This window comes from Leifsonia sp. Leaf336 (assembly GCF_001423695.1).
In the GTDB taxonomy this organism is placed as follows: domain Bacteria; phylum Actinomycetota; class Actinomycetes; order Actinomycetales; family Microbacteriaceae; genus Leifsonia.
In genome coordinates, this window is the sequence record NZ_LMOZ01000001.1 from 488,270 (window position 1) to 513,882 (window position 25,613).

25 protein-coding genes are annotated in these 25,613 nt (G+C 71.5%); 10 read left to right on the plus strand and 15 right to left on the minus strand.

All coding sequences use genetic code 11. From position 1 onward, the window contains the following. Nucleotides 1–181: 181 nt before the first annotated feature. Nucleotides 182–1,105, plus strand: coding sequence for a S1C family serine protease (locus ASF88_RS02355; protein WP_055913706.1), 924 nt, complete (start codon nucleotides 182–184; stop codon nucleotides 1,103–1,105). Between the two features lie 31 nt (nucleotides 1,106–1,136). Here ASF88_RS02355 and ASF88_RS02360 read toward each other — a convergent pair whose 3' ends face one another. After that, nucleotides 1,137–1,604, minus strand: a complete 468-nt coding sequence (locus ASF88_RS02360) for an SRPBCC family protein (RefSeq protein WP_055913709.1) — start codon at nucleotides 1,602–1,604, stop codon at nucleotides 1,137–1,139. Between the two features lie 98 nt (nucleotides 1,605–1,702). On the opposite strand from ASF88_RS02360, the gene ASF88_RS02365 reads away from it, so the two are divergent. The 3 genes from ASF88_RS02365 (at nucleotide 1,703) to ASF88_RS02375 (ending at nucleotide 4,067) form a co-directional block, all read left to right on the plus strand. After that, nucleotides 1,703–2,533 (plus strand): metalloregulator ArsR/SmtB family transcription factor, encoded by an 831-nt coding sequence (locus tag ASF88_RS02365; RefSeq protein ID WP_055913711.1) that lies wholly within the window; start codon nucleotides 1,703–1,705, stop codon nucleotides 2,531–2,533. Next, entirely contained in the window at nucleotides 2,502–2,954 is a 453-nt protein-coding gene (locus ASF88_RS02370; RefSeq protein ID WP_055913714.1) for a DUF1801 domain-containing protein, read from the plus strand. The genes ASF88_RS02365 and ASF88_RS02370 overlap by 32 nt, the downstream gene beginning before the upstream one ends. Before the next feature lie 75 nt (nucleotides 2,955–3,029). Next, nucleotides 3,030–4,067 carry a YeiH family protein gene (locus tag ASF88_RS02375; RefSeq protein WP_055913717.1) on the plus strand — a complete coding sequence of 346 codons (1,038 nt, stop codon included), beginning with the start codon at nucleotides 3,030–3,032 and terminating at the stop codon, nucleotides 4,065–4,067. A 217-nt stretch (nucleotides 4,068–4,284) separates the two neighbouring features. Here the strand turns inward: ASF88_RS02375 and ASF88_RS02380 are convergent, their stop codons facing one another. From ASF88_RS02380 to ASF88_RS02405, 6 genes are read right to left on the minus strand one after another with little or no spacing between them, the layout of a single operon-like run. Next, nucleotides 4,285–5,181, minus strand: a complete 897-nt coding sequence (locus ASF88_RS02380) for a LysR family transcriptional regulator (protein WP_055913720.1) — start codon at nucleotides 5,179–5,181, stop codon at nucleotides 4,285–4,287. Continuing rightward, nucleotides 5,178–6,395: a sensor histidine kinase gene (locus tag ASF88_RS02385; RefSeq protein WP_055913723.1), complete on the minus strand. Its 1,218-nt coding sequence runs from the start codon at nucleotides 6,393–6,395 to the stop codon at nucleotides 5,178–5,180. The genes ASF88_RS02380 and ASF88_RS02385 overlap by 4 nt, the downstream gene beginning before the upstream one ends. Further along, nucleotides 6,392–7,075: a response regulator transcription factor gene (locus tag ASF88_RS02390; protein ID WP_235493247.1), complete on the minus strand. Its 684-nt coding sequence runs from the start codon at nucleotides 7,073–7,075 to the stop codon at nucleotides 6,392–6,394. The genes ASF88_RS02385 and ASF88_RS02390 overlap by 4 nt, the downstream gene beginning before the upstream one ends. Before the next feature lie 38 nt (nucleotides 7,076–7,113). Continuing rightward, a complete protein-coding gene (locus tag ASF88_RS02395; RefSeq protein ID WP_055913729.1) occupies nucleotides 7,114–7,866 on the minus strand; it encodes an FAD:protein FMN transferase in 753 nt (250 codons plus the stop codon). After that, on the minus strand, nucleotides 7,863–8,381 hold the full coding sequence (locus tag ASF88_RS02400; RefSeq protein WP_055913732.1) for an FMN-binding protein: 519 nt from the start codon (nucleotides 8,379–8,381) through the stop codon (nucleotides 7,863–7,865). Before ASF88_RS02400 ends, ASF88_RS02395 begins: the two co-directional genes overlap by 4 nt. Then, nucleotides 8,378–9,769 (minus strand): ferredoxin reductase family protein, encoded by a 1,392-nt coding sequence (locus ASF88_RS02405; protein ID WP_055913735.1) that lies wholly within the window; start codon nucleotides 9,767–9,769, stop codon nucleotides 8,378–8,380. The genes ASF88_RS02400 and ASF88_RS02405 overlap by 4 nt, the downstream gene beginning before the upstream one ends. A gap of 156 nt (nucleotides 9,770–9,925) precedes the next feature. On the opposite strand from ASF88_RS02405, the gene ASF88_RS02410 reads away from it, so the two are divergent. Then, complete coding sequence (locus tag ASF88_RS02410; protein WP_055913738.1) at nucleotides 9,926–11,077, plus strand: cation:proton antiporter; 1,152 nt, start codon at nucleotides 9,926–9,928, stop codon at nucleotides 11,075–11,077. A gap of 31 nt (nucleotides 11,078–11,108) precedes the next feature. Here the strand turns inward: ASF88_RS02410 and ASF88_RS02415 are convergent, their stop codons facing one another. From ASF88_RS02415 to ASF88_RS02440, 6 genes are all read right to left on the minus strand, one after another. Beyond that, nucleotides 11,109–11,390, minus strand: coding sequence for a DUF5652 family protein (locus ASF88_RS02415; protein ID WP_055913741.1), 282 nt, complete (start codon nucleotides 11,388–11,390; stop codon nucleotides 11,109–11,111). A 65-nt stretch (nucleotides 11,391–11,455) separates the two neighbouring features. Then, on the minus strand, nucleotides 11,456–12,073 hold the full coding sequence (locus tag ASF88_RS02420) for a cation transporter (protein WP_055913744.1): 618 nt from the start codon (nucleotides 12,071–12,073) through the stop codon (nucleotides 11,456–11,458). Continuing rightward, nucleotides 12,070–13,119 carry a cation diffusion facilitator family transporter gene (locus ASF88_RS02425; protein WP_055913747.1) on the minus strand — a complete coding sequence of 350 codons (1,050 nt, stop codon included), beginning with the start codon at nucleotides 13,117–13,119 and terminating at the stop codon, nucleotides 12,070–12,072. The genes ASF88_RS02420 and ASF88_RS02425 overlap by 4 nt, the downstream gene beginning before the upstream one ends. Continuing rightward, complete coding sequence (locus ASF88_RS02430; protein ID WP_055913750.1) at nucleotides 13,116–13,496, minus strand: ArsR/SmtB family transcription factor; 381 nt, start codon at nucleotides 13,494–13,496, stop codon at nucleotides 13,116–13,118. Before ASF88_RS02430 ends, ASF88_RS02425 begins: the two co-directional genes overlap by 4 nt. A 102-nt stretch (nucleotides 13,497–13,598) precedes the next feature. Further along, nucleotides 13,599–15,890, minus strand: coding sequence for a maltose alpha-D-glucosyltransferase (gene treS / locus ASF88_RS02435; RefSeq protein WP_055913753.1), 2,292 nt, complete (start codon nucleotides 15,888–15,890; stop codon nucleotides 13,599–13,601). Nucleotides 15,891–15,969: 79 nt separating this feature from the next. Further along, entirely contained in the window at nucleotides 15,970–17,184 is a 1,215-nt protein-coding gene (locus ASF88_RS02440; protein WP_157498169.1) for a molybdopterin molybdotransferase MoeA, read from the minus strand. Nucleotides 17,185–17,229: 45 nt separating this feature from the next. On the opposite strand from ASF88_RS02440, the gene fdhD reads away from it, so the two are divergent. The 3 genes from fdhD (at nucleotide 17,230) to ASF88_RS02455 (ending at nucleotide 22,116) form a co-directional block, all read left to right on the plus strand. After that, nucleotides 17,230–18,114, plus strand: a complete 885-nt coding sequence (gene fdhD, locus ASF88_RS02445) for a formate dehydrogenase accessory sulfurtransferase FdhD (protein WP_055913759.1) — start codon at nucleotides 17,230–17,232, stop codon at nucleotides 18,112–18,114. Beyond that, nucleotides 18,114–20,405, plus strand: coding sequence for an FdhF/YdeP family oxidoreductase (locus tag ASF88_RS02450; protein ID WP_055913762.1), 2,292 nt, complete (start codon nucleotides 18,114–18,116; stop codon nucleotides 20,403–20,405). Before fdhD ends, ASF88_RS02450 begins: the two co-directional genes overlap by 1 nt. Before the next feature lie 100 nt (nucleotides 20,406–20,505). After that, complete coding sequence (locus ASF88_RS02455; RefSeq protein ID WP_055913765.1) at nucleotides 20,506–22,116, plus strand: alpha-amylase family glycosyl hydrolase; 1,611 nt, start codon at nucleotides 20,506–20,508, stop codon at nucleotides 22,114–22,116. On the opposite strand, the gene ASF88_RS02460 is transcribed toward ASF88_RS02455, so the two are convergent. Then, the gene (locus ASF88_RS02460) at nucleotides 22,071–23,249 is read right to left on the minus strand and encodes a toxic anion resistance protein (RefSeq protein WP_082518707.1); all 1,179 of its coding nucleotides are present in this window, start codon (nucleotides 23,247–23,249) and stop codon (nucleotides 22,071–22,073) included. The genes ASF88_RS02455 and ASF88_RS02460 overlap by 46 nt on opposite strands. 114 nt (nucleotides 23,250–23,363) lie before the next feature. Here ASF88_RS02460 and ASF88_RS02465 point away from each other — a divergent pair, with 114 nt between their 5' ends. Together ASF88_RS02465 and ASF88_RS02470 are read left to right on the plus strand one after the other, a co-directional pair. Further along, nucleotides 23,364–23,843: a hypothetical protein gene (locus ASF88_RS02465; protein WP_055913768.1), complete on the plus strand. Its 480-nt coding sequence runs from the start codon at nucleotides 23,364–23,366 to the stop codon at nucleotides 23,841–23,843. Between the two features lie 124 nt (nucleotides 23,844–23,967). Next, a complete protein-coding gene (locus tag ASF88_RS02470; protein WP_055913771.1) occupies nucleotides 23,968–24,525 on the plus strand; it encodes a ScbR family autoregulator-binding transcription factor in 558 nt (185 codons plus the stop codon). A 91-nt stretch (nucleotides 24,526–24,616) separates the two neighbouring features. On the opposite strand, the gene ASF88_RS02475 is transcribed toward ASF88_RS02470, so the two are convergent. Continuing rightward, nucleotides 24,617–25,489 (minus strand): LysR substrate-binding domain-containing protein, encoded by an 873-nt coding sequence (locus ASF88_RS02475; protein WP_055916587.1) that lies wholly within the window; start codon nucleotides 25,487–25,489, stop codon nucleotides 24,617–24,619. Nucleotides 25,490–25,613 lie beyond the last annotated feature (124 nt).

Sequence of the window (25,613 nt, forward strand, 5' to 3'; positions counted from 1 at the left end):
GGCCAATCCTATGCGATGGGATGTCCAGGCGCGCTACGCAATCCGCAGCGAATCTTCGTGTCGAGTGTCGATTCCCGCTGCGGGAGACTCCTCACGCGGTCGGAATCTTCGGTTCACCGACCGGCGTGCGCCGTGGGCGAACGACGGGAGCAACGCCGTGCGTGAGGCGCACACTCGTCTTATGACGGATGCCGGAGCCCTGGACGCCTACTCGGCGGTGGTGGTGCGGGTCGCCGCCGCGGTCGGGCCGGCCGTCGCCGCGGTGACTGCGCGGACCTCCCGCGGTGTCGGCCTCGGCAGCGCCACGGTCGTCTCGGCGGACGGCCACCTCCTGACCAGCGCGCACGTCGTGGAGGGGGCGACCCAGGTCGACCTCGCGTTCGGCGACGGCACCCGGGTGCGGGCTCACATCGTCGGGAGGGACCCGCTGTCCGACCTCGCCATCCTGCAGGCCGACGCCCCGACTCCGGCCCCCGTGGAGCTCGGTGACGCCGCCGCCCTCCAGGTCGGCCAGCTCGTCGTGGCGGTCGGCAACCCGCTGGGCCTCGCGGGAAGCGTGACCGCCGGCATCGTCTCCGCGCTCGGCCGTTCGCTGCCCACGCGGGCGGGGCGAGTGGTTGACGAGGTGATACAGACGGACGCCGCGCTCAACCCCGGGAACAGCGGCGGGGCGCTGGCCGACAGTTCCGCCCGCATGATCGGCGTGAACACGGCCGTCGCCGGCACCGGTCTCGGCCTCGCCGTGCCGATCAACGCGACCAGCAGGCAGATCGTGGACACGCTGATGCGCGAGGGTCGCGTGCGTCGCGGCTGGCTCGGCATCGCGGGAGCCGAGATCGCCCTCCAGGAGGACGTCGCCCGCAAGGCGGGAGCCCGTACCGGGATCCAGGTGATGTCGGTCGTTCCGGACAGCCCGGCCGACCTCGCGGGGATCCGCCCGGGCGACGTGCTGATCTCGCTCGACCGGATGCGCATCCACGCCGTCGCCGACCTCCAGCGCCTCATGATCGCCAGCACCATCGGCCGGCGCCTCGAGCTCACCGTCTGGCGCAACGGCGCCCTCGTCGACGCGATCGTGGAGCCGACCGAGCTCGCCGACGCGTAGCGGAGGCTGTGGATTTGCGCCGAATGTGGCGTCAGACGCCGCCCCCGACCAGTCGCGCCAGGTTCTCCAGCTCGTTGGCCCGGCCGGCGAGCAGCCGCTCCGTCCAGACGTCGTCGTGCATCTCCTCGACCTGCATCACGACGCGCGTGCCTTCGGCGGTCGGCTGGAGGTCGACCACGGTGAGCTGCTCGTACGGCTCGTGGTCGGGGACGAAGTCGATGACCGAGCGGTAGGCGATCCGGCCCGGCTGCTCCAGCTCGGTGAAGACCTTGCGCGACTCGGTGCTGAGGGGGAGGCCGTTCTGCTCGAGGAAGGCCACCTGCTCCGGCGCCTCCGCCGTCATCGTGTAGACGAGTTCGCCGCCGGGCCGCAGGTCCAGACTGTCCACGTCGGTGCGGAAGCCGTCCGGCGCCCACCAGCGCGAGATGCCCGCGGGCGTGGTCCAGAGCTCCCAGACGGTGTCCGGCTGAGCGGACACGGTTCGTTCGATGGTCTTCATCGTGGTCTCCTGTCGTCGTGGATCGTGCGTTCGAGAGCCACAATATATTCGTCTAGACGAATGTGTCAACGTCCATTATTCTGCGTAAGGGAGGCGAAGTGGACGCGCAGCAGGTCTTGGCGACGATCGGCGAGCCGACGCGGTTCCGCATCGTGATGCTGCTCGCCGACGGCCCTCGCACCGTGGGCGAGCTGACCTCCGCTCTCGGCGCCCTCCAGCCGCAGACGACGAAGCACGTGCAAGCGCTGGAGGCCGCCGGCCTCATCCGGGTGCAGAAGCTGGGCCGCCGCCGGTTGGCGAGCCTGGACCGTGAGGCGCTCGGCCGGCTCGCGGCCTGGTTCGACGGGCTGGCCGCGGAGACGGAGGACGACCGGGCGCTCGACGACTACGCGGCGGGAGTGGCCGAGGCGGAGGAGCGCACCGGTTCCGGGCGCCCCGCAACAGTCGATTTCACATTGCAGCGCCGCGTGCCGGCCTCCCGTACGGCCGTCTGGCGCGCGTGGACCGACCCGGAGGTGGCCGCGCGGTGGTGGTCTCCGCGGCACTTCACCGTGGTGCGCTGCGCGGTCGCCCCGGTGCGGGGAGCACGCACGGAGCTGGTGCTCCGTGAGGCCGACGGGGCGGAGTACGCGTCCGCCGGCGCGGTGCAGGAGGTCGAAACGGGGACACGACTGAGGTTCGAACTCTCCCCGCTGCACCCCGATGGGCGAGTCGTGTTCCCGGTGGAGGTGGATGTCCGGCTCGCCGGGGAGGCCGAGACGGCGATGCGCGTGACGATCCGCGCCAGCGCCGAGCACCCCGAGGCGGCACCGATGCTGGCGGGGCTGGAGCCGGGTTGGTCGCAGCAGCTGGAACGTCTGGTGCACCTCCTGACGGAGGCGAACTACAATCCCCTCCATGACCGCCCGCACCCCCGGCGACAGCGCTGACGCGCCGCTCCCGCACGCCATGACCGGCCGTGCCAGCCCCGCGAAGGCGGCCGTGGGCGACAAGCCCGTCTTCGCGTACATCGCGAGCCTCCCCCAACCTCAGCGGGGCATCGCGGAGGCGGTCGACGCGCTCGCGGCGCGCACGCTCCCGAACCTGCAGCGCTCGATCAAGTGGGGGATGTCGTATTACGGCGTGGGTGACGGCTGGTGCTTCTGCTGCGGCGGCTTCGACGACCATGTCAAAGTCATGTTCATCAACGGCGTGGCGCTCGATCCCGTGCCGCCGGTGACGCCGATCGGCATGGGGAAGGCCACCCGGGGCGTCGAACTGCACACGATCGACGAGCTCGACGAGCGCCTTGTGGGCGAGTGGATGAGGCAGGTCGCCTCGGTGCCCGGCGTGGGCGGCAAGCGACGCTAGTCACAATCTGGGGTTGTGCCCCCACAACGCGAACCCGGTAGCGGACGGCCCCCGCGATCCACCAGGCTCGAACACATGCAGTTCGCCCGCGCCCGCACCCTCCCGACCCGACTGACCACACGAGCGGTGGAGGTCGCCCCCGGCGTCGCGATCACCGTCGTGATCGCCCTGGTCGCCACCGTGGTCTCCCGGTTCGTCCCGGCGCTCGGCAGCGCGCTGCCCGCACTGATCATCGGAGTGATCGTGGGAGTGATCAGGAGGCCGTCCGGTCGCTTCGCCCCGGGGATCGCCTACTCGGGCAAGTTCGTGCTGCAGCTCGCCGTCGTCCTCCTCGGGGTCCAGCTGTCCCTGTCGAGCATCCTCGTCGTCGGCGTGCAGTCGCTGCCGGTGATGCTGACGACGCTCGCGGTGTGCCTGCTGGCCGCCTGGCTGCTCGGAAAGGCGCTGCGCATCCCCACCCGCGAGCGCACGCTCATCGGAGTCGGCACGGGGATCTGCGGGGCGTCCGCCATCGCCGCGGTGTCGCCGATCATCGGGGCGGCCAGCGCGGAGATCGCGTATGCGGTGTCGACGATCTTCCTCTTCAACGCCGTCGCCGTGCTCGTCTTCCCCCTCATCGGCCACGCGCTGGGGATGACGCCGCACGCGTTCGGCCTGTTCGCCGGCACGGCGGTGAACGACACCAGCTCGGTGGTGGCGGCGGCAAGCCTGTTCGCGACCTCCGCTCTGGGCTTCGCGGTCGTCGTCAAGCTGGTGCGCACGCTCATGATCATCCCGATCAGCGTCACCCTCGCCGTCGTCGAGCACCGGAGGCGCAACGCCGGTGCTCCGCTCACCGCCCGCCGGATCGTGGGGCTCGTGCCGTGGTTCCTGGTCGGGTTCCTGGTCGTAGCGGCGGCGAACTCGGTCGTGCCGATCCCGGCCGGGGTGCATGACGCGCTCGTGGCGGTCAGTGTGTTCCTGGTGTCGGTCGCGCTCGCCGGGATCGGCCTCTCGACCGACATCGCCGCCATCCGGCGCGCGGGGTGGAGGCCGCTGCTCCTGGGCGGGATCCTCTCGACCCTGGTCGCGGTCACGAGCCTGGCGGTGCTGGCGCTGACCGGCCAGCTCTGACCGGCCAGCTCTGACCGGTCAGCTCTGACCGGCCGGCGCTGACCGGCCAGCTCTGACCGGCCAGCTCTGAGGGTCCAATCCTGCGGTCGGGAGCGGAGGACATCCGCCCTCAAACCCCGCCGATCTCCTCCGTTATCTGCTTTCTCGCTGCCGTCCGCCCTGCATTTCCTCCCTGAGCCGCATCCCGTGCCCCGCCGCAGCGGCGCAGCGGCCGCGCTCAGGACGCCGCCCGCACGACCTCCAGCAGCCGCCGCACCGCGTCCGGCAGGCCTGCGTTGCTGCGCCGCCACACCGCGGTGAGCGGTCGCACGATCCGCAGCTGCCGCACCGGCACCTTCGCGAGCGTCTCGGCCGCGAGCTGCTCGCGCACGGCGAGAATGCTGAGCACGGCCGGGTGGTCGCCGGCCGCCGCCGTGGCGCGGATGGCGCTCGTCGATGAGAGCTCCAGCGCGGGGCGCACGGCCGGGTGGCCGGCGTCGGCGACGGCGCGCTCGTAGGCGAGTCGGGTTCCGGAGCCGCTCTCCCGCGCCACGACGGGTGTGCGGGCGAGGTCCTCCACGGAGACTCCGCGCGTGCGACGCCCCCATGGGTGCCCCCGCCCGACGACCACCACGAGCTCGTCCGAGCCGATGGTGGCGGCCTCCAGGTCGGCGGGGAGGTCGGGCGTCTCGATGAACCCGATCGCGGCGGCACCACTCCGCACGGCAGCAACGACGGCCTCGCTGTTGGCGGCGATGAGCTCGATGCGCAGGTCGGGCGACTCGCCCTGCATGGCCGTCAGCCAGCGCGGCGCCAGGTTCTCGGCGATGGTCATGCTGGCGGCGATCCGGAGGCTGCCCTGCGACGACTCGCGCAACGACAGCACGCTCGCGTCGAACCGGTCGGCGGCGTCGAGCACCTCCGCCGCCCACTCGGCGACCAGTGCGCCGGCCTCGGTGGGCCGCGTGCCGTGCGTGCTGCGCACCATCAGGGCGACGCCGAGATCGCGTTCGAGCGCGGCGAGCCGGGCGGAGGCCGCCTGCTGCGTCAGGCCGACCGCGCGCGCCGCCTGCGAGACGCTGCCCCGCTCGACGGTCTGCACCAGCAGCCGCAGGCTCACGATGCTCGGAGTCACGCGTGCGCCCGCGGCAACCGCACCACGACCTCCGCGCCGCCGCCCGCAGCGCCGGCGGCCGTCACCGTGCCGCCGTGCCGGTCGACCACCTCCGCGACCAGCGCCAGCCCGAGCCCGTAGTGCCGCTCGTGGCCGCCTCCGATGGCTGCGCTCGCGGCGCGCGTGGAGGCGAACCGGTCGAACGCGCGCTCTTCGTCTGCGAATCCCGGCCCGTCGTCCGACACCGTCAGCACGACCTCGTCGCGCGATGCCGTCACCGCGATGCCGACCTGAGCGACCGCGTGATCGAGCGCGTTGTCGACCAGCGCCACGATGAGCCGCCGCAGCGAGACCGGAGCACCGGTGACCACGGCGTCCTCCACGGCGTCCGTCGAGATCGCGATGCCGCGATCGTGCGCGCGTCCCTCGGCCGAGCGCGCCACGACCGCCGCGAGCGCGCCGATGTCGACGCCCTCCGCCTCCGCGCTCTGGCGCGGGTCGGCCGCAGTGAGGAGGTCCTCCACGATCTCGGTCAGCGCGCGGCTGTCGTCGACGATCTCGTCGAGCCCGTCGCGCACGTCGACCTCGGAGACGGAGGCGTCGCCGGAGGCCAGCCGCCGTCGCAGCAGTTGCGCCCGCGTGCTCAGCAGCGTCAGAGGGGTGCGCAGCTCGTGCCCGGCATCGGCGACGAACCGTCGCTGCAGGGCGAGCGCCTCCGACATCGGGCGCATCGAACGGCGGGCGAGCAGGAGGCCGATGCCCGCTGCCGCGACGGTCGCGATGATGCCGGAGATCACGAGCGCGACCAGCAGCCGGTTGAGCTCCTCCTGCTGCTCCCTGAGCCCGTAGGAGACCTGCACGACCTTGCCGCGCCGCACGTCGGTCTGGGTCAGGTAGCTCTGGCCGCCGGCGTCGACGGTCTCCAGCCGCGAGCCGCCGTTCTGGATGACGTCCTGCAGCGCCTTCTCGTCGGGAAGCCCGCTCGGGAGGTGCGGCGAGCTGTCCCTGCCGCCGTCCGGCATCACCACCGTGATCAGCAGATTCCGTGGTGCGTCGTGCACCGAGTCGATCATCGAGGCGTCCTGCAGCGCGCGGTGCGCCGCCTCGTTCTGACCGGTCGAGACCACGACGTAGACGACGCCGCCCAGCACCGCGAACAGCGCCACGATGATGAGGGCGAACTGCACGGCGAGCCGGCTGGAGGCTGCGCGCAGCTCGCGCTGATCGGCCCTCATTCCAGGCCGCCCAGCCGGTAGCCCACCCCGCGCACGGTCTCGATCAGGGTGCGGCCGAACTTCTTGCGGAGGTGGTGCACGTAGGTGTCGACCACGCCGGGGTCGTCGGCGTCGGCGAACACCTCGTCGAGCAGCACGCCGCGCGAGAAGACCTGCTCGGGACGCCGGGCCAGCAGTTCGAGGAGGCCGGCCTCCCGGTCGGAGAGCACGGTGCGGCCCCCGTCGGCGAGCGTCACGGTGCGGCTGCCGACGTCCAGCCTCCCGCCAGGGAACCGCACGGTCGGCACGCTCGACGACGCGCGGCGGATCAGAGCACGGACCCGCGCCAGCAGCTCGTCGATGTCGAACGGCTTGGCCAGGTAGTCCTCGGCGCCCGCGTTCAGTCCGTCGACGCGGTCGGGCGCGGTGCCGAGCGCCGACAGGATCAGCACGGGCGTCGTCACACCGTTCTTGCGCAGCCCGGCGAGCACCCCGAGCCCGTCGACGGCGGGGAGGCCGCGGTCGAGCACGACGGCGCCGAACGCCTCGGTGAGGCCGAGGTGCAGCGCGCGCTGCCCGTCGCGGGCGATCACGACGTCGTACCCGTCGGAGCGCAGCAGCGTCTCGAGCATGCCCGCGAGACGGCTGTCGTCCTCCGCGACGAGCACGCGGGGCCCTTCGGTGCGTGACGCGGCGCTCATTCCCACAGCATAGGAGGCCGCATCCGAACCGTCCGCGCTCACCCGTCGTCCTCCGCGCGCGCGAAGGCCAGGTCGCCCACGCCCAGCAGCGTTCCGTCGGCCGCGACCGCCAGCACGGCGCGAGCGCCGTGGCCGAGCGCCCAGCGCACGCCGTGCGGCCCGAGGGCGAAGACGGCGGTCGCCAGCAGGTCCGCCATCGTCAGGTCGTCGGCGACGACAGTCGCGCTGCGCAGCCCGGTCGCCGCCGCTCCCGTGCGGCCGTCGACGATGTGGGTGCCGCGCTCGTAGGCGCCGGAGGTCGCGACGCCCCCGTCTGTCACCTCCAGCACGGCGAGCAGCTCGGTGGCGCTGTCAGGGGAGCGCACCGCGACGTGCCACGGCCTCCCATCGCCCGGACTGCCCGCGACCGCCACGTCGCCGCCGGCGTTCAGGCAGTGGTCGCGGAAGGCCGCCTCGGTCAGCACGCGCGCGGCGCGGTCGGCCGCCCAGCCCTTCACGACGCCGTCGAGGTCCCAGCTCCCGTCCGGCCGGCGGATGCGGAACGCCCCGCCGGACGCGTCGGCCAGCGCCGACCCGAGCGCCACGACCTCCCGGAAGTCGTCGCTGACGCCGTCGAGCCCGCCTCCGTGCGCGTTCACGCGGCTGAGCTCGCTGTCGGGCCGGTAGGCGCTGAAGCGCTCGTCGGCCTCCCGCAGCACGGCGAAGGCGCGCCCGGCCGCCGCCGTCGCGTCGCGCGGGTCGCGGACATCGATCGACATGGGGATGCCCATCACGGTATCGAGGAACCTCATCGCTGGTCGATCGCCGACTGCAGCGACTGGATGTAGCCCTCCGAGGTGTAGGTCGCCCCGGAGACCGTGTCGATCTGGGCCGACTGCTTCGACAGTGTCTCCTGCTGCAGGATGGGCAGCGCCTGCGAGTTGATCTCGACGTCGCGGCCGCTCTCGCTCGGGTACTGCACGGTGTCGACGGCGGTGATCGTGGTGCCCGAGAACGTCACCTTCACCTGCACCGGCCCGTAGCGCGTGTCGACGGCGGTGCCGGTGACGGTCTTGGTGGCCGACGCGGCGGAGGCGGCCGGCGCGGAGGCGGTCGCGCTCGGCGACGGCGTCGCGGTCGCGCTGGGCGTGCTGGTGGTCGGGGCGGTGGAGGTCGTGCTGCCCGAGGCGGAGGTGGACACGTGGACCGAGGTCTGAGCGCTGGTCGCCTGCTCGCCGACCCCGTACAGCTTGAGGCCGACGGTCGCGCCCATGGTCACCAGGATCACGGTGAAGAGGATGGTCCCCCGCCACGACTTGTTGTTCATGACATGCTCAGTTCTTCTCGGTGGATGAATCGCTTGGGCATCCGCAGCTCCTTCAGGCTGGCCTCCACGTTCGCCGCCATGCCCTCCGGCCCGCAGATGAAAGCCTCCCAGTTGTGGGCGTCCGGGACGATCCGCTTCAGGTAGCCGGGGCCGAGCGGGTCGAAGCCGAGCTCGGCGCGGCGGCCGACCAGCGGGTAGACGGTGACGCCCGGCATCGACGTGAGCTCGTTCAGCAGCGCGAGCTGCTCGGGCCGGCTCACCCGGTAGAGCACGACGGGCTGCGCCCCGCGGGCGACCAGGTCCTCCGCGAGGGCGCGGATCGGGCCGATCCCGGCGCCGCCGGCGACGAGGAGGATCTTGCCGCGGCTCGCCCGGTCGGCCGTGAAGTGACCGAACGGGCCCTCCGCGAAGACCAGGGTGCCGGGCTTGAGCGCCGCCAGCCGGCTGGAGTGGTCGCCGAGCGTGCCGACGGTGATGCGTAGGTGGTCGTTCGACGGCACGGCCGACACGGAGTACGGGTGTGCCGTGCCCAGGTGTCCCCAGGCGACGAACCGGAACAGCAGGAAGTTGCCCGCGCGGACCCCCAGCCGATCGACGTGCGGCCCGGTGAGCCAGACGCTGTTCAGCCCGTGCCCCTCCGGCACGACCGCGGCCACGCGCATCCTGCGCTGCCAGGCGTCCATGGTGGGGAGGATGAACCGCCAGGTCAGCACGGCGGAGGCGGTGCCGAGGTAGAGCGCGATCCAGAGCACGCGGTTGAGCGGGTTCGACACGAAGTGCGCGCCTCCGCTCAGCTGGTGCAGGAAGGTGAGGAAGATCGCCACGTAAGTCGTGACGTGCAGCCAGTACCAGACCTCGTACGACAGCTTGGCGCGGATGAGCCGGGCGCTGCTGAGGCCGACGGCGAGGAACGCGATGGTGCCGACGAGCGCGGTGAACATGTCGGGGTAGGAGTAGTAGACGTTCCAGAACTCGTCCCACGGCGTCGTCTTGTCGACCACCTCCGTGCCCAGCACGATGAAGACGACGTGGACGACGATGAGAAAGATCACCGAGGCTCCGAGCGACCGGTGCCACGAGACCAGCTTGTCGAGGCCGACGGCGTTCTCGAACCACGGGATCCGGGCGATCAGCAGCACCTGGTAGCAGACCAGCAGCGCGCCGACCATCCCGCTCAGCTCGCCGATGGAGGTGATCGCGTTCGCCGGGGTGGAGGCGAAGCTCGCCGGGACGCTGAACCACCACATCCCGAGCACCACGACGACACTCGCCACGAGCACGACGCGCACCGTGCGCGCACTGCGCCGGTGCCGCGTCGCGGTGCCGCGGCGCGGTCGCCTCGCGGGGTTCGTCGTGGGGGCCGTCGCAGCGGCCCAGGTCTCTGCCATGACTCCAACGATGGCGGCTGAATCTTTGTGCATTCTTACGTGGGCTGAGAGTCGCCTAAGGAAGAGCTATGGAGTCGGCCGAGCGTCGGTGGCCGTCGGCGCATCGTCGGAGGGTGTCGCCGTCCGCACAGCGCCCGGCCCCGCTACGGTTCCCTCATGAGCTTCGCCCTGCTCGCGCTGGTGGTCGCCGTCGGCCTGCTCGGTCCGCTCGCGTCGGCCCGGGCGCGGTGGCGGGTGCCCGTCGTGGTGGGAGAGCTCGTCGGCGGCCTCGTCATCGGCACGTCGGGATTCCGGCTGGTCGATCCGACGAACGACGACTTCACCCTGCTCGCCCAGATCGGTTTCGGGCTGACGATGGTCGTCGTCGGCTCGCAGGTGCCGCTGGCTGACCGGGACGTGCGCGCCGCCTTCGCGCGCGGCGCCCTCGGCGCGGCCGCTGTCGGGGCGGCCTCCGCCGCGCTGGCGGCACTGCTCGCCCTGGTCTTCCACTCCCCGCACGGGTTGCTGTACGGCGTGCTGGTGGCGTCGTCGTCCGCCGCCCTCGTGCTGCCGATGCTGCAGTCGGTGGGCATCGACAAGCGGTCGGCCGCGCAGCTCGTCGCACAGATCGCGGTCGCGGACGTCGTGTGCGTCGTCCTCCTGCCGCTCGTCATCGAACCGGGGCGCGCGCTCACCGCGGGAATCGGCCTGGTCGTCATCGCCGCGATCACCGTGGCGCTCTGGTTCGCGCTGACCCGCTTCGTGCGCTCGGGCCGCCGTCAGTTCGTCCACGACTACTCCGAACGGCGGAGGTTCGCACTGGAGCTGCGGGTCAGCCTCCTGGTGCTGTTCTCGTTCGCGGCCATCGCGCAGTTCGCGCACCTGTCGATCATGATCGCCGGCTTCGCACTCGGGCTGCTGCTGTCGGCCGTCGGCGAGCCGCACCGACTCGCGCGGCAGCTGTTCGGGATAACGGAGGGCTTCTTCGGCCCGCTGTTCTTCGTCTGGCTGGGTGCGTCGCTCGACCTCCGCGAACTCGTCGCGCACCCGGCGATGATCCTGCTCGGCCTCGCTCTCGGCGCCGGCGCGATCGTCGCTCACCTGGCCTCCCGCCTCGCCGGCCTCCCCTGGGCGCAGGCGGTGGCGTCGGCCGGTCAGCTCGGCGTGCCGGTCGCGGCGGTGACGCTCGGCCTCGAGACGCATGCGCTGGCACCGGGCGAGGGAGGCGCGATCCTGCTCGGAGCGCTCGTCAGCGTCGCGACCTCCGCGGTCTCGATCGCTGCCGTCGCGCGGAGGGATGCGGCGGCGCAGGCTACGCCGGCGTCATGACGAGTTTGTCGAGCCCGCCGGCCGTCGTCGGCTAGGCCGTTTCGTCCGGACCCCCGGCGGGGATCACGCGTTCCCGCAACTTTTCGCGGAGGTGACGCCGGTCGACGCCGAACAGATAGACGGCGTCGAGAGCGCCGAGTGTGTTGGTGAGCAGCAGAGTCACGAACCACGGCTTGCTGCCGTTCCTGGCCGCGCGCCACAGCGAGGCGCCCTTCCAGGCGAGGCTCCAGACGACGACCGCGACGACCAGCGCGCGACCGGAGGGCGGCACATCCTGCATCCCCATCCGGGACACTTCGTAGTGGTTTCTCATGCGCTCATTCGACCGCTCGCGCGGCGCGTGCGGCAAGGGTCCCCCGTCGACGCGGCCCCCTCGGCTCAGCCCTCGTCGTGCTCGCCGCGGAAGATCTGCGCGGCCTCCCGCACCGCGTACCCGACGATCACCAGCCCGGCGACCGGGTCGGCCCACCACCAGCCCAGCAGCCCGTCGAGCGCGATGCCGACGAGCACCGCGGTGGCGAGGATGCCGTCGATCAGCGTCACCCGGCCTTCGGTGATCAGCACGGGGTTGCCCAGCCGGCGACCGGTGCGGGCCTTGCCGAACGCGAGTGCGAACATGACGGCCGCGGTAACGGCCGTCCAGCCCGCGCCAGCGGGCGACGGGGCCGCGCGGTGACCGGCGAGCAGGGCGACGATCGCCTGGACCAGCAGGTAGGCCGCCAGCAGCACGAAGGCGGCGCCGATGAGCCGGAGGGCGATCCGCTGACGTCGCTCGCCGCTGCCCGTGAGCTCCCAGATCACGACCGTGCTGGCGCCGATCTCGATGAGGCTGTCGAGCCCGAAGCCCAGCAACGCGACGGAGGCGCTCGCGTAGGCGAGCACCCCCAGCACGACGACGCCGATGACGTTCCAGGCGAGGGTGACGACCTCGAGGCCGATGCCGAACCGGATCAGCCTGCGCCGCGCCGGGCCGTCCACCGCCGCCTCGCTCGTCATCGCGTCGGGTGCGCAGCCGTCGGCGCGACTTCCAGGTGCAGCTCGTCCAGGTTGCGGAGGTGCGACCCCGCGTGCGCCCGGGCGGCCTCCACGATGCGGTGCGCGTCGTCGAGGGAGGTCGCGGCGACCTCCAGCCGCGCGCTGCCGTGCAGCCGGTGACCGACCCAGCGCAGCTGGACGCGCGGCACGGCCGCCACGCCCGGCGTCTCCTCGAGCGCGTGCTCCAGGCGGTCGACCAGTTCGGGCTCGATGCCGTCGAGCAGGCGGCGCCCGATGCTGCGGACGGTTCCCCAGAGCAGCACGATGATCGCCGCCGAGATGAGGAGGCCGACGATCGGGTCGGCGAGCGGGAAGCCGAGCATGACGCCGATCGCGCCGATCACGACCGCGAGGGAGGTGAAGCCGTCGATGCGGGCGTGGACGCCGTCGGTGACCAGTGCGGCGGAGCCGATCCGCCGGCCCACGCGGATGCGGTAGATCGCGACCGCCTCGTTGCCGGCGAAGCCGATGAGTCCGGCGACGACCACCCAGCCGATATTCTCCAGCGGGTGCGGGTGGAAGAGCCGGTCGATCGACTGCCAGGCGGCGACGACCGCCGACAGCGCGACGACGGCGATGATGAACAGGCCGGCGAGGTCCTCCGCGCGGCCGAACCCGTAGGTGTAGCGGCGGGAGGCCACACGCCGGCCGAGCACGAACGCCACCCACAACGGTATGGCCGTCAGAGCGTCGGAGAAGTTGTGGACCGTGTCCGCCAGCAGTGCGACCGACCCGCTGAAGGCGACGATGACGGCCTGGAGGAGGGTGGTGCCGAGCAGCACGAAGAGGCTGATCTTGAGTGCGCGGACGCCCTCGGTGCTCGCCTCCAGGGCATCGTCGATGGAGTCGGCGGCGTCGTGGGAGTGCGGGACGAAGAGCCCGTAGAGGAAGCCCTTGAAGCCGGTCGGGTGGTCGTGGTCGTGCGGGTGCTCGTGGTCGTGCGTGTGCTCGTGCGTGTGGTCGTGGTCGTGCGGGTGGTCGTGGTGCGTGTGCGCCGCCCCGCTCATGCCGATGCCTCCGTCTCGGCCGTCGCCGACGCGTGGTGGTGCCGCGGGGTGCCGCCGAGCGAGTGCTCCGCCTGGAAGATCGCGTCGGTCACCAACCGGCTCGCGTGCTCGTTCTCGAGGCGGTAGAAGACGCGCTGGCCGTCCTGCCGGGTCGCGACGATGCGCGCGAGCCGCAGCTTCGCGAGGTGCTGGGAGACCGCGGCCGGCTGCTTGTCGAGGATGTCGGCGAGGTGGTTGACCGACAGCTCGCCCGCGTCCCGCAGCGCGAGGATGATGCGCACGCGGGTGGCGTCGGCGAGCATCCCGAACACCTCCACCGCGAGTTCGACGAACTGACTGTCGGGCAAACGTCCGCATATCGGCTTATCTGCATCCATACGCAGATTAAAGCACATGCCATCGAGCCCTCCAGATTCGTGACGAATCGCGGCATTCGTGGCACGAATCGACGGATTCGTCACGAACATGCCCGCCGGACGTCAGGCCTCCACCGGGGCCGGCCGCTGCAGGACCAGGAACCGCACCCCGTACGGCCCGATGCTCAACGGGAAGCTGCTGAGGTTGTCGACGGTCGCGATCTCGGCGTCGTCACCCGCGTCCACGACCGCCGCGCCCAGCGGCATGGCGTCGGATCGCACCGTGCCGTCCACCGCCTCGGCGCTCAGGTTGAGCACCGTCAGCTGCACGATCGGGAGGCCCTGCTCGTCGAGCGTCTCCAGCTCGTGGACCAGCACCAGCATCCCGGGATGCGCGACGTCGGGCACGTCGACCTGGCGAGCGGAGGCGATGCCGTACTTGGAACGGATGCGCAGCAGGTCGCGCAACCCGCTCGCGAACGAGTCGCGGCGCTTCAGCTGCTCGGGCAGCGTGCCGTAGAGCGAGCGCGCCCGCGGCATGCCGGACGCCGAGCGCTGCTCGTCGGGGGCGACGCCCAGAAGGTCGTGCGCGCCGCGCTCCACCCAGCGTGTGTCGCCGTCGGCGATCAGGTCGGCGACCTCGGTGCGGGGGAGCGTCAGCGCCCCGAGCAGATCCCAGCCCGACAACGCGAACACGCCCGGCTGCCACGCGTTGAACGCCGCGAGCAGCAGGTGCGCGTCGCGGATGGCCGCAACGTCGGACTCGGCGATCGAGTCGAGCGTGGGGTGACCCTGCGTGGCCGCGATGAGGGAGGCCGTGGTGCAGGCGATCCCGTTGGTCGTGAACACCAGGTTGTAGTCGGCGGACGGTGCGGTGAGCTTCTCGACCAGCTCCGACCGGATCAGCTCGGCCAGCTCGCCTCCGGTCAGCTCCTGGTACCGGAACGGGTACAGGTCGTTCTTGTGGAGCGTCGCCCAGTGCACGAGCTCGTAGGTCAGCTCGTCGTGGTTCTGGAGGCCGTGCACCAGGCTCACCGGCTCGACCCCGAGCTCCAGGGACGTGCGCAGGGTGAGGCGCAGGAACTCGGTGTCACCGGTCGCGAGAGCGTGGTGGTACGCCGGGCGGTTGATGAAGTCGTAGGACAGGTCGGCGCCGACAGCGCCGGTGTCGCGGATGTCCTCCACGGTCAGGTTGAGCTCTTGGAACGTGAAGCCGCCGACCTTGCGCACCATGCCCGCGATCACGTGGTTGGCCGCGTGCGACAGCGGGTGGCCCTCCGACCAGGCCGGCAGGCCCTCCGCGCTCTTCTCGACGCCGAGGAAGCCGTTGGCGTCGAGTCGCAGCGCGCTCGTGCCGAGGTCGCCGAGCGAGTGGAGGGCGTCGCCGATCACGAGCCGCATGCCCGAGAACGTGGGGTCGAGCCAGTTGACCGAGGGCTGCCCCTCCTTGAAGTAGTGCAGGTACACCCAGCGCCGTGTCACCCCGTCGACGCCCACCACCGGCGCGGTGACGCTCCAGTTCGTCTCTTTGATGCCTGGAGCGTAGAAGATGACACGCTGCAGCTCGCCGATGATGTAGCCGCGTTCCGCGAGCGCCGCCTCCGTCGCCAGATCGAGGTTGACCGAGTCGCGGTGTTCGGGCACCTCGGGGAGCAGGTGCCACTCCTCCGGCGGGATCTCGACCATGTGATAGATGCCGGGGTAGTCCTTGTACGCCATCTCGGCGAGCCGGAAGTCGGCGCCCTTGCCGGTGTGACCCGGCACGATGTCGTCGATGACGACGCCGCCGTGCTCCTCGGCGACGTCCGTCAGGCGCTGAAAGGTCTCCTCGTCGCCGAAGATCGGGTCGATCTGCGTGCCGATCCGGTCGAAGTGGCCGTCGACGCTCGGGGTCTCCTGCCACCCGCGGATGCCGCCGGCCCTCTTCACCGGGCCGGTGTGGACGCCGTTGATGCCGATGCGCTGGAAGGCGGCCCACAGGTCGGGGTCGGCCAGCGCGGCCAGGAAGCTCTGATCCCTGCGGGTGATCAGCGAGATCGGGTAGGCGGTGAACCAGACGTCGGAGGTCGCGACCGCGCGCCGTGCGTCCGGGCGCGCGTAGGGGTTGCGCCACATGCTGGGCGAACCGGAGAGCTGCCGGCTGAGCACGTCGGCGTCTTTCAGCATCGACTGCCGGACCAGCCACTGGACGTAGGCGGGGTTCAGGCCGTTGGCCGCGCGCGGGTCTGACACCGTGCGACGGATGCTGCCGCCGCGCAGGTTCGCGCGGGGCCGCAGCCGGCGCGGACGCGCCGGGTACAGCTGTTCGTCGTAGGTGATCTCGGTGGCTTCGGACTCGGCGACCTCGGCCTCGGCGGTCTCCACTTCGGCCGCCACCTCGCTGGCCTGCGTCTCGGTCTCTACCGACTCGTCCATCTGCTCTCCTCCCGGCACGACTGCCACGCTATCCCAGCTCCGAGCCCGCGAACCCCCGGCTCCGTGAACCTGTGGAGAACTAGATCTCCACAGGAGACCCCGTGGAGATCGGCCAGGGGAGCGGCAACGACAGGGGCTCGCCCTCGTGGGGCACGACCAGCAGGCCGGTCGCTCCGGCGAGCCCGCGCAACATGGCGGCGCCGCGCCAGGCCGCGACGACCGCGCGCCCGCCGACGTCGGTGTAGGGGGCCAGTACGGTCGTCCCCGCGCGGCCCTCCACGTCGGTGCCGCGCACGACGCGCGTCGGCACCGGTTCGCGGCCGGCCAGGCCGGCGAGCAGCGGCTCCACGAGCGTGATCGCCGCCACCATCGCCGCGAGCGGGTTGCCCGGGAGGGCGACGACGAGCCGGCCGTCCGGCAGCCGGGCGATGCGGGTGGGGCCTCCCGGTCGCATCGCCACACCGTCGACGAGGAGGTGGGCGTCGAGGGCGAGGAGCGCCGCCCGCACGTGGTCGGCCGACGAGCCTCCGGTGCCGCCGGTCGTGATGACGACGTCGGCGCGGGAGTCGCGCAGCGCCGCGACGGTCTCGTCGTGATGGTCGGGGACGCGCACCGCTCCCGTGACACGGCCGCCGAGCATCCGGACGAGCGCCGGGAACTGCACGCCGAAGCTGTCGCGCACACGCCCCGTGGGCGGCACGCCCTCGGTGACCACCTCGTCGCCCGTGAACACGAGCGCGACCGACGGCACCGCCTGCACGGTCAGCTCGTCGGCGCCGGTGGCGGCCGCGAGGGCGACATGCGCGGGGTTGAGCAGGGTGCCGGCGGCGATGAGCAGCTCGCCGCGCCCGGCCTCCGTCGCCGGCCGCCGGATGTGATGGTCGGGCCGCGGCTCCGCTGCGACCGTCGAGCGCAGGAGGCCGTCCTCCACGACCCCGCTCTCGCTGCGCAGCACCGCGATCGGAAGGCCCGGCTCCGGTGCGTCCGGCACCGGTGCACCCGTGACGATCGGCCACGCCTGGCCCCCGGCCGGCGCCGTGGCTCCGGCGGTGACGACCCGCCACGGGCCGTCCCCGACGACGAACCAGCCGTCCATCGCGGCGGAAGCGAAGTGCGGGAGGTCGATCGGCGTCACCAGGTCGTCGACGAGGCGGCGCCCCACCGCACGATCGAGCGCGACGGGCTCCGGAGGAAGCATCGCACCGGCTCCGGCGGAAGCCGCGATCGCGCGTGCCTCCAGCCAGGTCGGCCGCGCGGTCACCGCGCCATGTCCATCCGTGATGCTGTTCCACACATCATTCGAGTATGGGCCAGGGGCCGCCCGTGGTAAGCCTGGAACATGAGTCGAACGACATCGCGAAAACAGATCACGCGCATCGTCGTCGGTGAATCGCGCAGCCGGCGGGAGGACGTGCTCGCCGTCGAGGAGCCGCTCGAGATCCGGGTAGCGGGCACCCCGCTCTCGATCACCATGCGCACCCCCGGCAGCGACTTCGATCTGGCTGCGGGCTTCCTCGTCTCCGAGGGCGTGATCGCGCACGCCGACCAGCTGAACGCCATCCGCTACTGCGCCGGCGGCACGGTCGACGGCGAGAACACCTACAACGTCCTCGACGTCACGCTGGCGCCCGGCGTTCCGCGCCCCGACGTGAGCCTCGACCGCAACTTCTACATGACCAGCTCGTGCGGCCTCTGCGGCAAGGCCAGCATCGACGCCGTCCGCACCCGCTCCGCCTACCCCGTCGCGGACGACGCCGTCCGCGTGACCGACGAGCTGCTGACCACCCTCCCCGACCGGCTGCGGGAGGGCCAGGCGATGTTCGAGAAGACCGGAGGCCTCCACGCGGCCGCGCTGTTCGACGCGTCGACCGGCGCGCTGCTCGTCCTCCGTGAGGACGTCGGCCGGCACAACGCGGTCGACAAGGTGGTCGGCTGGGCGCTCAAGGAGGGCCGCCTCCCGCTCAGCGGAACCGTGCTGATGGTGTCGGGCCGGGCCTCCTTCGAGCTGGTGCAGAAGGCCTCGATGGCCGGCATCCCGGTGCTGGCCGCGGTGTCGGCGCCGTCGTCGCTCGCCGTCGACCTCGGCACGGAGCTCGGCCTCACGGTGGTCGGGTTCCTCCGGGGATCGTCGATGGTGGTCTACTCCGGGGCGGAGCGCGTCGTGCCGGCGCCCGTCGCGCAACCGCAGGCACGCGAACCGCAGAGTCAGGAGACCCTCGTCTGATGCATGAGACGGATGTGAACCCGGGAAGCGAGTACCCGGACCTCGAGGTCGGCCACAAGAAGGAGTGGGCCGTCGGCGTCCCCGCCATCCTGCACTCGATGGAGCCGGCGATCCGCGAGATGGGCCCGGCGCGCACCGCGAAGCTGATGACGGCGATCAACCAGAAGAACGGCTTCGACTGCATGAGCTGCGCGTGGCCCGACCCGGGCGAGCGCAACCTCCTGGAGTTCTGCGAGAACGGCGCCAAGGCGGTCACCTGGGAGGCGACTCCGATCACCGTGCCGACGACCTTCTGGGCCGAGAACTCGCTGACCAGCCTGCTCGACAAGTCCGAGTACTGGCTCGGGATGCAGGGCCGTCTCGTCGAGCCCGTCTACAAGCCGGCCGGTTCCGACCACTACGAGCCGATCGGCTGGGAGGCCGCGTTCGCGCTGATCGCCGACCGCCTGAACGCCCTCGACTCGCCCGATCGCGCCGCCTTCTACACCAGCGGTCGAACGGCCAACGAGACCGCCTTCGTCTATCAGCTGTTCGTGCGCGCGTTCGGGACCAACAACCTCCCGGACTGCTCGAACATGTGCCACGAATCGACCGGCACCGCGCTGAGCGAGACCATCGGCATCGGCAAGTCGACGATCGCCTACGACGACTTCGGCAAGGCCGAGCTGATCATCGTGATGGGCCAGAACCCGGGCACGAACCACCCGCGCATGCTCACCGCGCTGGAGGAGGCCAAGCGCAATGGCGCCACCATCGTGGCGGTGAACCCGCTGCCGGAGGCCGGGCTCATCCGCTACAAGAACCCGCAGAAGCCGCGCGGCATCATCGGCAAGGGCACGCAGATCGCCGACCACTTCCTGCAGATCCGCTCCGGCGGTGACATGGCGCTCCTCCAGGCGGTGTCGAAGCGGGTGCTGGAGGCCGAGGACGCCGCACCGGGAACCGTGCTCGATCACGCGTTCCTCGCCGAGCACACCCTCGGGCTGGAGGAGTTCCGCGCGCACATCGCGACCCTCGACGACGCCACGGTTCTGGAGGCCACCGGCCTCAGCCTGGCCGACATCGACCTCCTCGCCGACCTCTACGTGCGCTCCGACCGCACGATCATCACCTGGGCGATGGGTCTCACGCAGCAGAAGAACGCCGTCGCCACCCTCAAGGAGCTCATCACCCTCCTGCTGCTGCGCGGCAACATCGGCAAGCCGGGGGCGGGCGCCTCCCCGATCCGCGGCCACAGCAACGTGCAGGGCGACCGGACCATGGGGATCTGGGAGCAGATGCCCGAGAGGTTCCTCGACGCACTGCAGCGCGAGTTCGGGTTCGACCCGCCGCGCGCCCACGGCTTCGACGCCCTCCAGACCATCGAGGGCCTCCAGCGCGGCGAGATCGACGTCTTCTTCGCGATGGGCGGCAACTTCGTCGGGGCGATCTCCGACACGGCGGCGGCGGAGGCCGCGATGCGCGGCGCCGGGCTGACCGTGCAGGTGTCGACCAAGCTGAACCGTTCGCACGTGGTGACCGGCGACGAGGCGCTCATCCTGCCGACGCTCGGCCGCACGGAGGTCGACCTCCAGAAGGGTGGCCCGCAGTTCTTATCGGTGGAGGACAGCGTCTGCGCCGTGCACGCGACGCACGGCAAGGTCCCCCCGGTCGCGTCCGGCCTGCTGTCGGAGGTCGCGATCGTGTGCCGGCTGGCGCAGGCGACCCTCGATCCCGCGCTGGGCATCGACTGGGCTGGCTTCGAGGCCGAGTACGACGTCATCCGCGAGCACATCAGCCACGTCGTCCCAGGCTTCGAGAGCTTCAACGACGACATCCGCCGCAAGGGCGGCTTCGTCCTCCCGAACGGCCCCCGCGACGAGCGGCGCTTCGACACGGCGACGGGCAAGGCGATGATCACCGTCAACGAGCTGGAGCACCTGGAGCGGCCGGAGGGCCGGCTGATCCTGCAGACGCTGCGCTCACACGACCAGTTCAACACGACGATCTACAGCCTCAACGACCGCTACCGCGGCATCAAGAACGGCCGCGACGTCGTCTTCGTGAACCCGTTCGACCTCGCCGAGCTGGGCCTGACCGACGGCCAGCGCGTCGACATCCGCAGCGAGTGGCGCGACGAGCCCGACCGGGTGCTCGAGAACTACCGCGTGGTGTCGTACCCGACCGCTCGCGGCTGCGCGGCCGCCTACTATCCCGAGGCGAACGTCCTCGTGCCGCTGCAGAGCGCCGCCACCGGCAGCAACACCCCGGTCTCGAAGGCGGTGATCGTGCGGCTGGTGCCGCGCGAGTGATCGCCCGTCGACCGGACGGTCACGGGTGCGGTACACGCCGTGGTCGCCGACCCGCCGCCACCGGGAGGCACAGCAGCGAAACCAGGCGTACTACTGGTGCATGCCACAGACGCACGAACACACACCCGACAACCCGGCCGGCTGGGCGACCGATCCGGGGGCCCTCGTCTACGGCCTCGACCTGTCCCGGTTCGCCGACAGCGACGGCGATGGCTTCGGCGACCTCCGCGGCGCCATCGAGCATCTCGACCACGTTGCATCGCTCGGTGTCACCTGGATCTGGCTGCTGCCGTTCTACCCCAGCGCGCGCAGAGACAACGGCTACGACGTCGACGACCACTTGGCGGTCGACCCGCGCTTCGGCGACCTCGACGACCTGCGGGAGCTGATCGCGCGGGCCCACGATCACGGGATCCGCATCCTCATCGACGCGGTCCCGCACCACACCTCCGACCGGCACCCGTGGTTCCTCGCCGCACGGGAGGACACCGACGGCCGGGCGGGGAAGTTCTTCGTGTGGAGCGATGACGACTCCACCGAGCCGGGCGATCATCCGATGTTCCCCGGCGAGGAGGAGAGCGTCTGGACGTTCGACGAGCGGGCCGGCCGGTACTACCACCACCAGTTCTACTCGTTCCAGCCCGACATCAACGCGACCGATCCCGATGTCTTCGAGGAGATCGTCCAGCTGCTCACCTACTGGCTCGGCGTCGGGGTCGACGGCTTCCGGATCGACGCCGCGCTCCTCCTCGTGCAGGGCAAGGGGAGGCCGGACACCGATGTCGACGACGACGTGTTCTTCGACAGGCTCCGGGCGCGCCTGCGCGAGATCCGACCCGATGTCGCGCTCATCGCCGAGGCCGATGAGGCGCCGGAACTGATGGCGAAGCTGATCGAGAACGACCGCTTCGACGCGGTCATCGACTTCAGCCTCAACAACGCGACGTTCCTCGCCCTCGCGCGCGAGCAGGCGCAGCCGATCGTCGAAGCGCTCGCCCGCCTGGACGCCAACATCCCGCCCGAGTCCCGCCTGAACCTCATGCGCAACGCCGACGAGCTCGACCTGTCGCAGCTGAGCGACGACGAACGGCAGGAGGTCTTCGACCGGTTCGCGACCGATCCCCGCGCCATCATCTACGGGCGCGGCATCCGTCGCGGCTGGGCGCCGATGCTGCAGCCGCAGCAGCGCGTCCGGATGACGCTGAGCCTCCTCCATGCCCTGCCCGGCGTGCCACTGCTGCAGGCGGGTCAGGAGGTCGGCGTGGGCGACGACCTGAGTGTGGAGGGCCGCGGGGCCTCCCGCACGACGATGCAGTGGGACGACACCGAATGGGGAGGGTTCACCTCGGCAGCCGAGTCGCCGCTGACGCTGCGGACGCAGGTCGACGGTCCGTTCGGGTTCCCCGCGGTCAACGTGCGAGCGCAGGAGGCCGACCCCGGTTCACTGCTGGCCCTCGCGCGCGAACTGGCCCGGGTGCGACGCGACACCCACGCCGACGCCGGCGGCTGGACGGTCGTCGACAGCGGCGACCCGGCCGTGCTCGCGCTTCAGCGCGACGGCCTCCTCACCCTCCACAACCTGGCGGATCGCGACGCGACGGTGAACGTGCACGGGCACGGGGAGGTGGTGCTCGCCGACGGCTGGGACGGCCGCGTGCTCGCTCCTTACGGCTTCGCCTGGCTCGTGTCGCCCCGCGACCTCTTGAGGTAGCCGCGCGAGCGGGCCACCTGGTTCTCCAGCGCGTCGACCGTGCTGGCCATGCTGTCGATGGCCTGGCCGCGGTAGGTCTCGATGCTGTCCATCGTGGCGAAGACGTTGTCGAACGCCCGCTGCAGCGCTTCGACGTCGACCGCCGAGGATGTCTGCTCCTTCTGGATCTGCTCGGTCTGGTCGCGCAGCGCGTCGCCCGTGCGGCCGATCAGGGTGTTGGTGCTCTGGTGGAGGGCGGCCAGCTGGTCGATCACCATGCGCTGGTTATCGAGGGCCTGGGCGACCACCACCGCGGTGCGCAGGGCGGAGACGGTCGTGGTCTTCGCCCGCTCGACTCCTTTGATGAGCTGCACGTTGTTCTTGGCGATGACGTCGAGCGCGAGGTACGCCTGCACGGAGACGGCGATCTGCGTCGTGAGGTCCTGCCGACGCTGGCGGATCGGGAAGAGCGCCTCGTCCTCCAGCGCTTTGGCCCGATCGGGATCGGTGACCCGCAGCCGCGCCGCGTACTCCACGGTCGCGCGGTCGAGCGCGCCGGCGAGCAGCACGTACTCGTTGAGCCGTTCCGTCGTCTTCCACAGCGCGGCACGTTCTTCGGCGATCGCCGCGTTGTCGCGGCGGAGCGACTCCTCGCCGTGATCGAGGGCGGCGACCATCGTGTCGAGCTGCCGCTGTGCCGACTCGAAACGCTCGATGTAGCGTCGCAGCCGCCTCCCGCCGGGAAGGCGCGAGAGAGTGCGATAGCGGCCGGCAAGGTGCTGCGGGTCGAAGTCGCTCACGGTCGAGCGAAGCTCCTGCAGGGTGCGCAGCACGCCGTACTGCGGATCGGAGCGCACCGACTTCTTGCCGCGCGCCGCTGCGAGCGACGCCGCCGGGCGGCTCAGCATCTGCCGGGAGGCGTCGCTCGACTCCCGCATCTCTTTGTCGCCCAGCCGGGAGAACCCGACGATCTTGCGGCGGAACCCTTCGCTCTCCGGGTCGGCGGCGGCCAGCTCCGCGATCCAGGCGCGGGCCCGCTGCTCGAGCTCGGCCGCGCGGTCAGGTGCGACTCCCACCATGCCCACGGCCTGCTCCTCGCCGACTTCGGCGACGGCCTCCGGTGGCCGCAGGCCGTCCCCCGGGCTCGCGTTCATGCGCTGCTCCTCCCGCCGAGGCCGACACGTGCTCCCAGGGTAGGCCGCGGGGCTGGGAGTGCGGTAATGCCTGCAGCGCTGGCGACCCTCGCACCGCGGTGGGATACTCGCGACATGGGCAGCACCACCACCGATCGGGCGACCTTCTTCGACGGGCTCGCCGCCGAATTCCTGCAGCACTACCGCACGGGGCCGAGGTTCGTCGCGGTCACGGGCGTGCCGGGCGCCGACCTCCCCGCCGCCGCCGACGCGCTCGCGGACGCCCTGCGCGCCGCGGGGCAGCAGGCCGAACGCGCGCACGCGGCCGCGGGGGTGCAGGCCGACGACCTGCGCGCGGGGGTCGTAACCCCGTTCCGGTCCGCGGCGCCCGACGCCGTGCTCGTCGTCGACGGTCCCGGCCTCCTGGATGCCGGGCTGCGCGGATTCTGGAACTTCTCGGTCTGGATCGAGCACGACCCGGAGCGCGACGCGGACTGGTCGTTCGTCGCCACCGGCCGCAAGGATCCCCTCGGGGCGCCGCGCGAAGTCGCGTCCGTGCTGTTCGACGACGCGGATCCCGATCGGCCGCGGAGGCTGTTCGCCGATTCCTGCTGAGCCGCCCCAGGCACACCCCCCGGTCGCGCAACGCGCCGGAGCCCGTCTTGCGCCGCCGGTTTGCTCGTCGCGGCTAGAGTTGGCCGCTGGGGGACCACCGGTTCGAACGGATCGAGGACCCTCCATGCCACGCCAGGAACGCGCCGAGCGCAGTCGCGCCGCCATTCTCGACGCGGCGGCGGACGAGTTCGATCAGCACGGTTACGCAGGCGCCCGCCTCGAGCGGATCGTCGAGCGCACCGGGCTCACCAAGGGCGCGGTGTACTTCCACTTCCGGTCCAAGCTCGACTTGGCCAAAGCGCTGCTGGAGGAGAAGTACGGCAACTGGCCCGCGATCGTCGCAGAGATCGACGGGAGCGGCCTCCGGGGCGTCGAGGCCGCCGTGGAGCTCACGCAGAGAGTCGGCGGGGTCTTCGCCTCGGATGTGCGTGTGCGGGCGGCGATGGCTCTGTCGCAGACCGTCCTCCCGCCCGGGCCGGACGCCGACCCGTACGAACACTGGGTGGGCGTCGTCGAGCGCTACCTGGCGCAGGAGGACGAGCTCGCGGGTGGGTTGTCGCCGCGTGAGGTCGCGATCGTCGCGGTGCAGGGATTCTTCGGCGCGTACATGATCGCTTCCGAGCGCGGGAGGCTGGACGACCTGCGGGCCGACATCGACCGGCTCTGGCGAGCCCTGCTCTAAGCCCCCCATCAGCCCGCCCTGACGGATGCCGAGGGGCACGTTGTTGTCCCTTTCGGCGCCTGAAAGGGACAACAAGGTGCCCCTCGGCGGCTCAGGTCGTCGTGAGCTCCTCGCGCACGAAGCGCGCGAACTGCTCCGCCGCCGCCGACTGCGAGCGCAGCCGGTTGCGGGCGAGGCCGACGACCCGCTCGGCCTCGTCGGCGAGCGGCACCGCGACGATCCCCGGCTCGGCGGGAGTGTCGGGGATGAGTGCCACTCCCACACCGTCGCGGACGAGCGCGCGCAGAGTCGAGAGCTCGGTCACCTCGATGACCGGTGCCATGACGACCCCGTGCGCGGCGAAATACGCGTCCGCGATGGTCCGCAGGCCCGATCCCGGCCGCAGCGCGACCAGCTCCGCCTCGGCGATGTCCGCGAACGCCGCCTCGGTCCCGGAGGCCAGTGGATGGCCCTCCGGCACGCCGAGCACAAGCCGCTCAGCGGTCAGCGGCACCCAGTCGATGTCCGGATCGCGCGGGTCGGGGCTCAGGAATGCGAGATCCGCCGAGCCTTCCCGCAACGCGTCGAGCACGGTGTCGGCCGTGCCGCCGCGCAGCGCGAACCGGATGTCCGGGAACAGGCTGCGGTACTCGCTGACCACCCGTGGCAGCAGCCAGCTGCCGAACGACGACACGTACGCGAGCGACACGATTCCGGCGGCGGGGTCGCGCAGAGCGTCGATGCGGGCCCGTCCGGTCTCCAGCTCCGCTTCGGCCCGGACGGCGTGGGCCAGCAGGATCTCTCCGTAGCGGTTGAGCTCGAGGTGACCGCGACGCCGGTCGAACAGCTCGACCCCGGCCTCGGCCTCCAGCCGCGCCAGGGAGCGCGAGAGCGTCGACTGCGAGACGCCGAGGGTCTCGGCCGCGAGCGCCAGGTGGCCCTCCGCCGCCAGCGCCCGGAAGTGGGCGATCTCGTCGATCCGCATGAACACCATCATGGCGCAGCTGCGTCACCAGCGCCGTGAGGTGGTGGTGCAGACCCGCGAACAGGGCTAGGAGGCGGGGTCTGCTCAAATGAGCGGTCTACCCCTGTACGAGTTTTCTGTACGT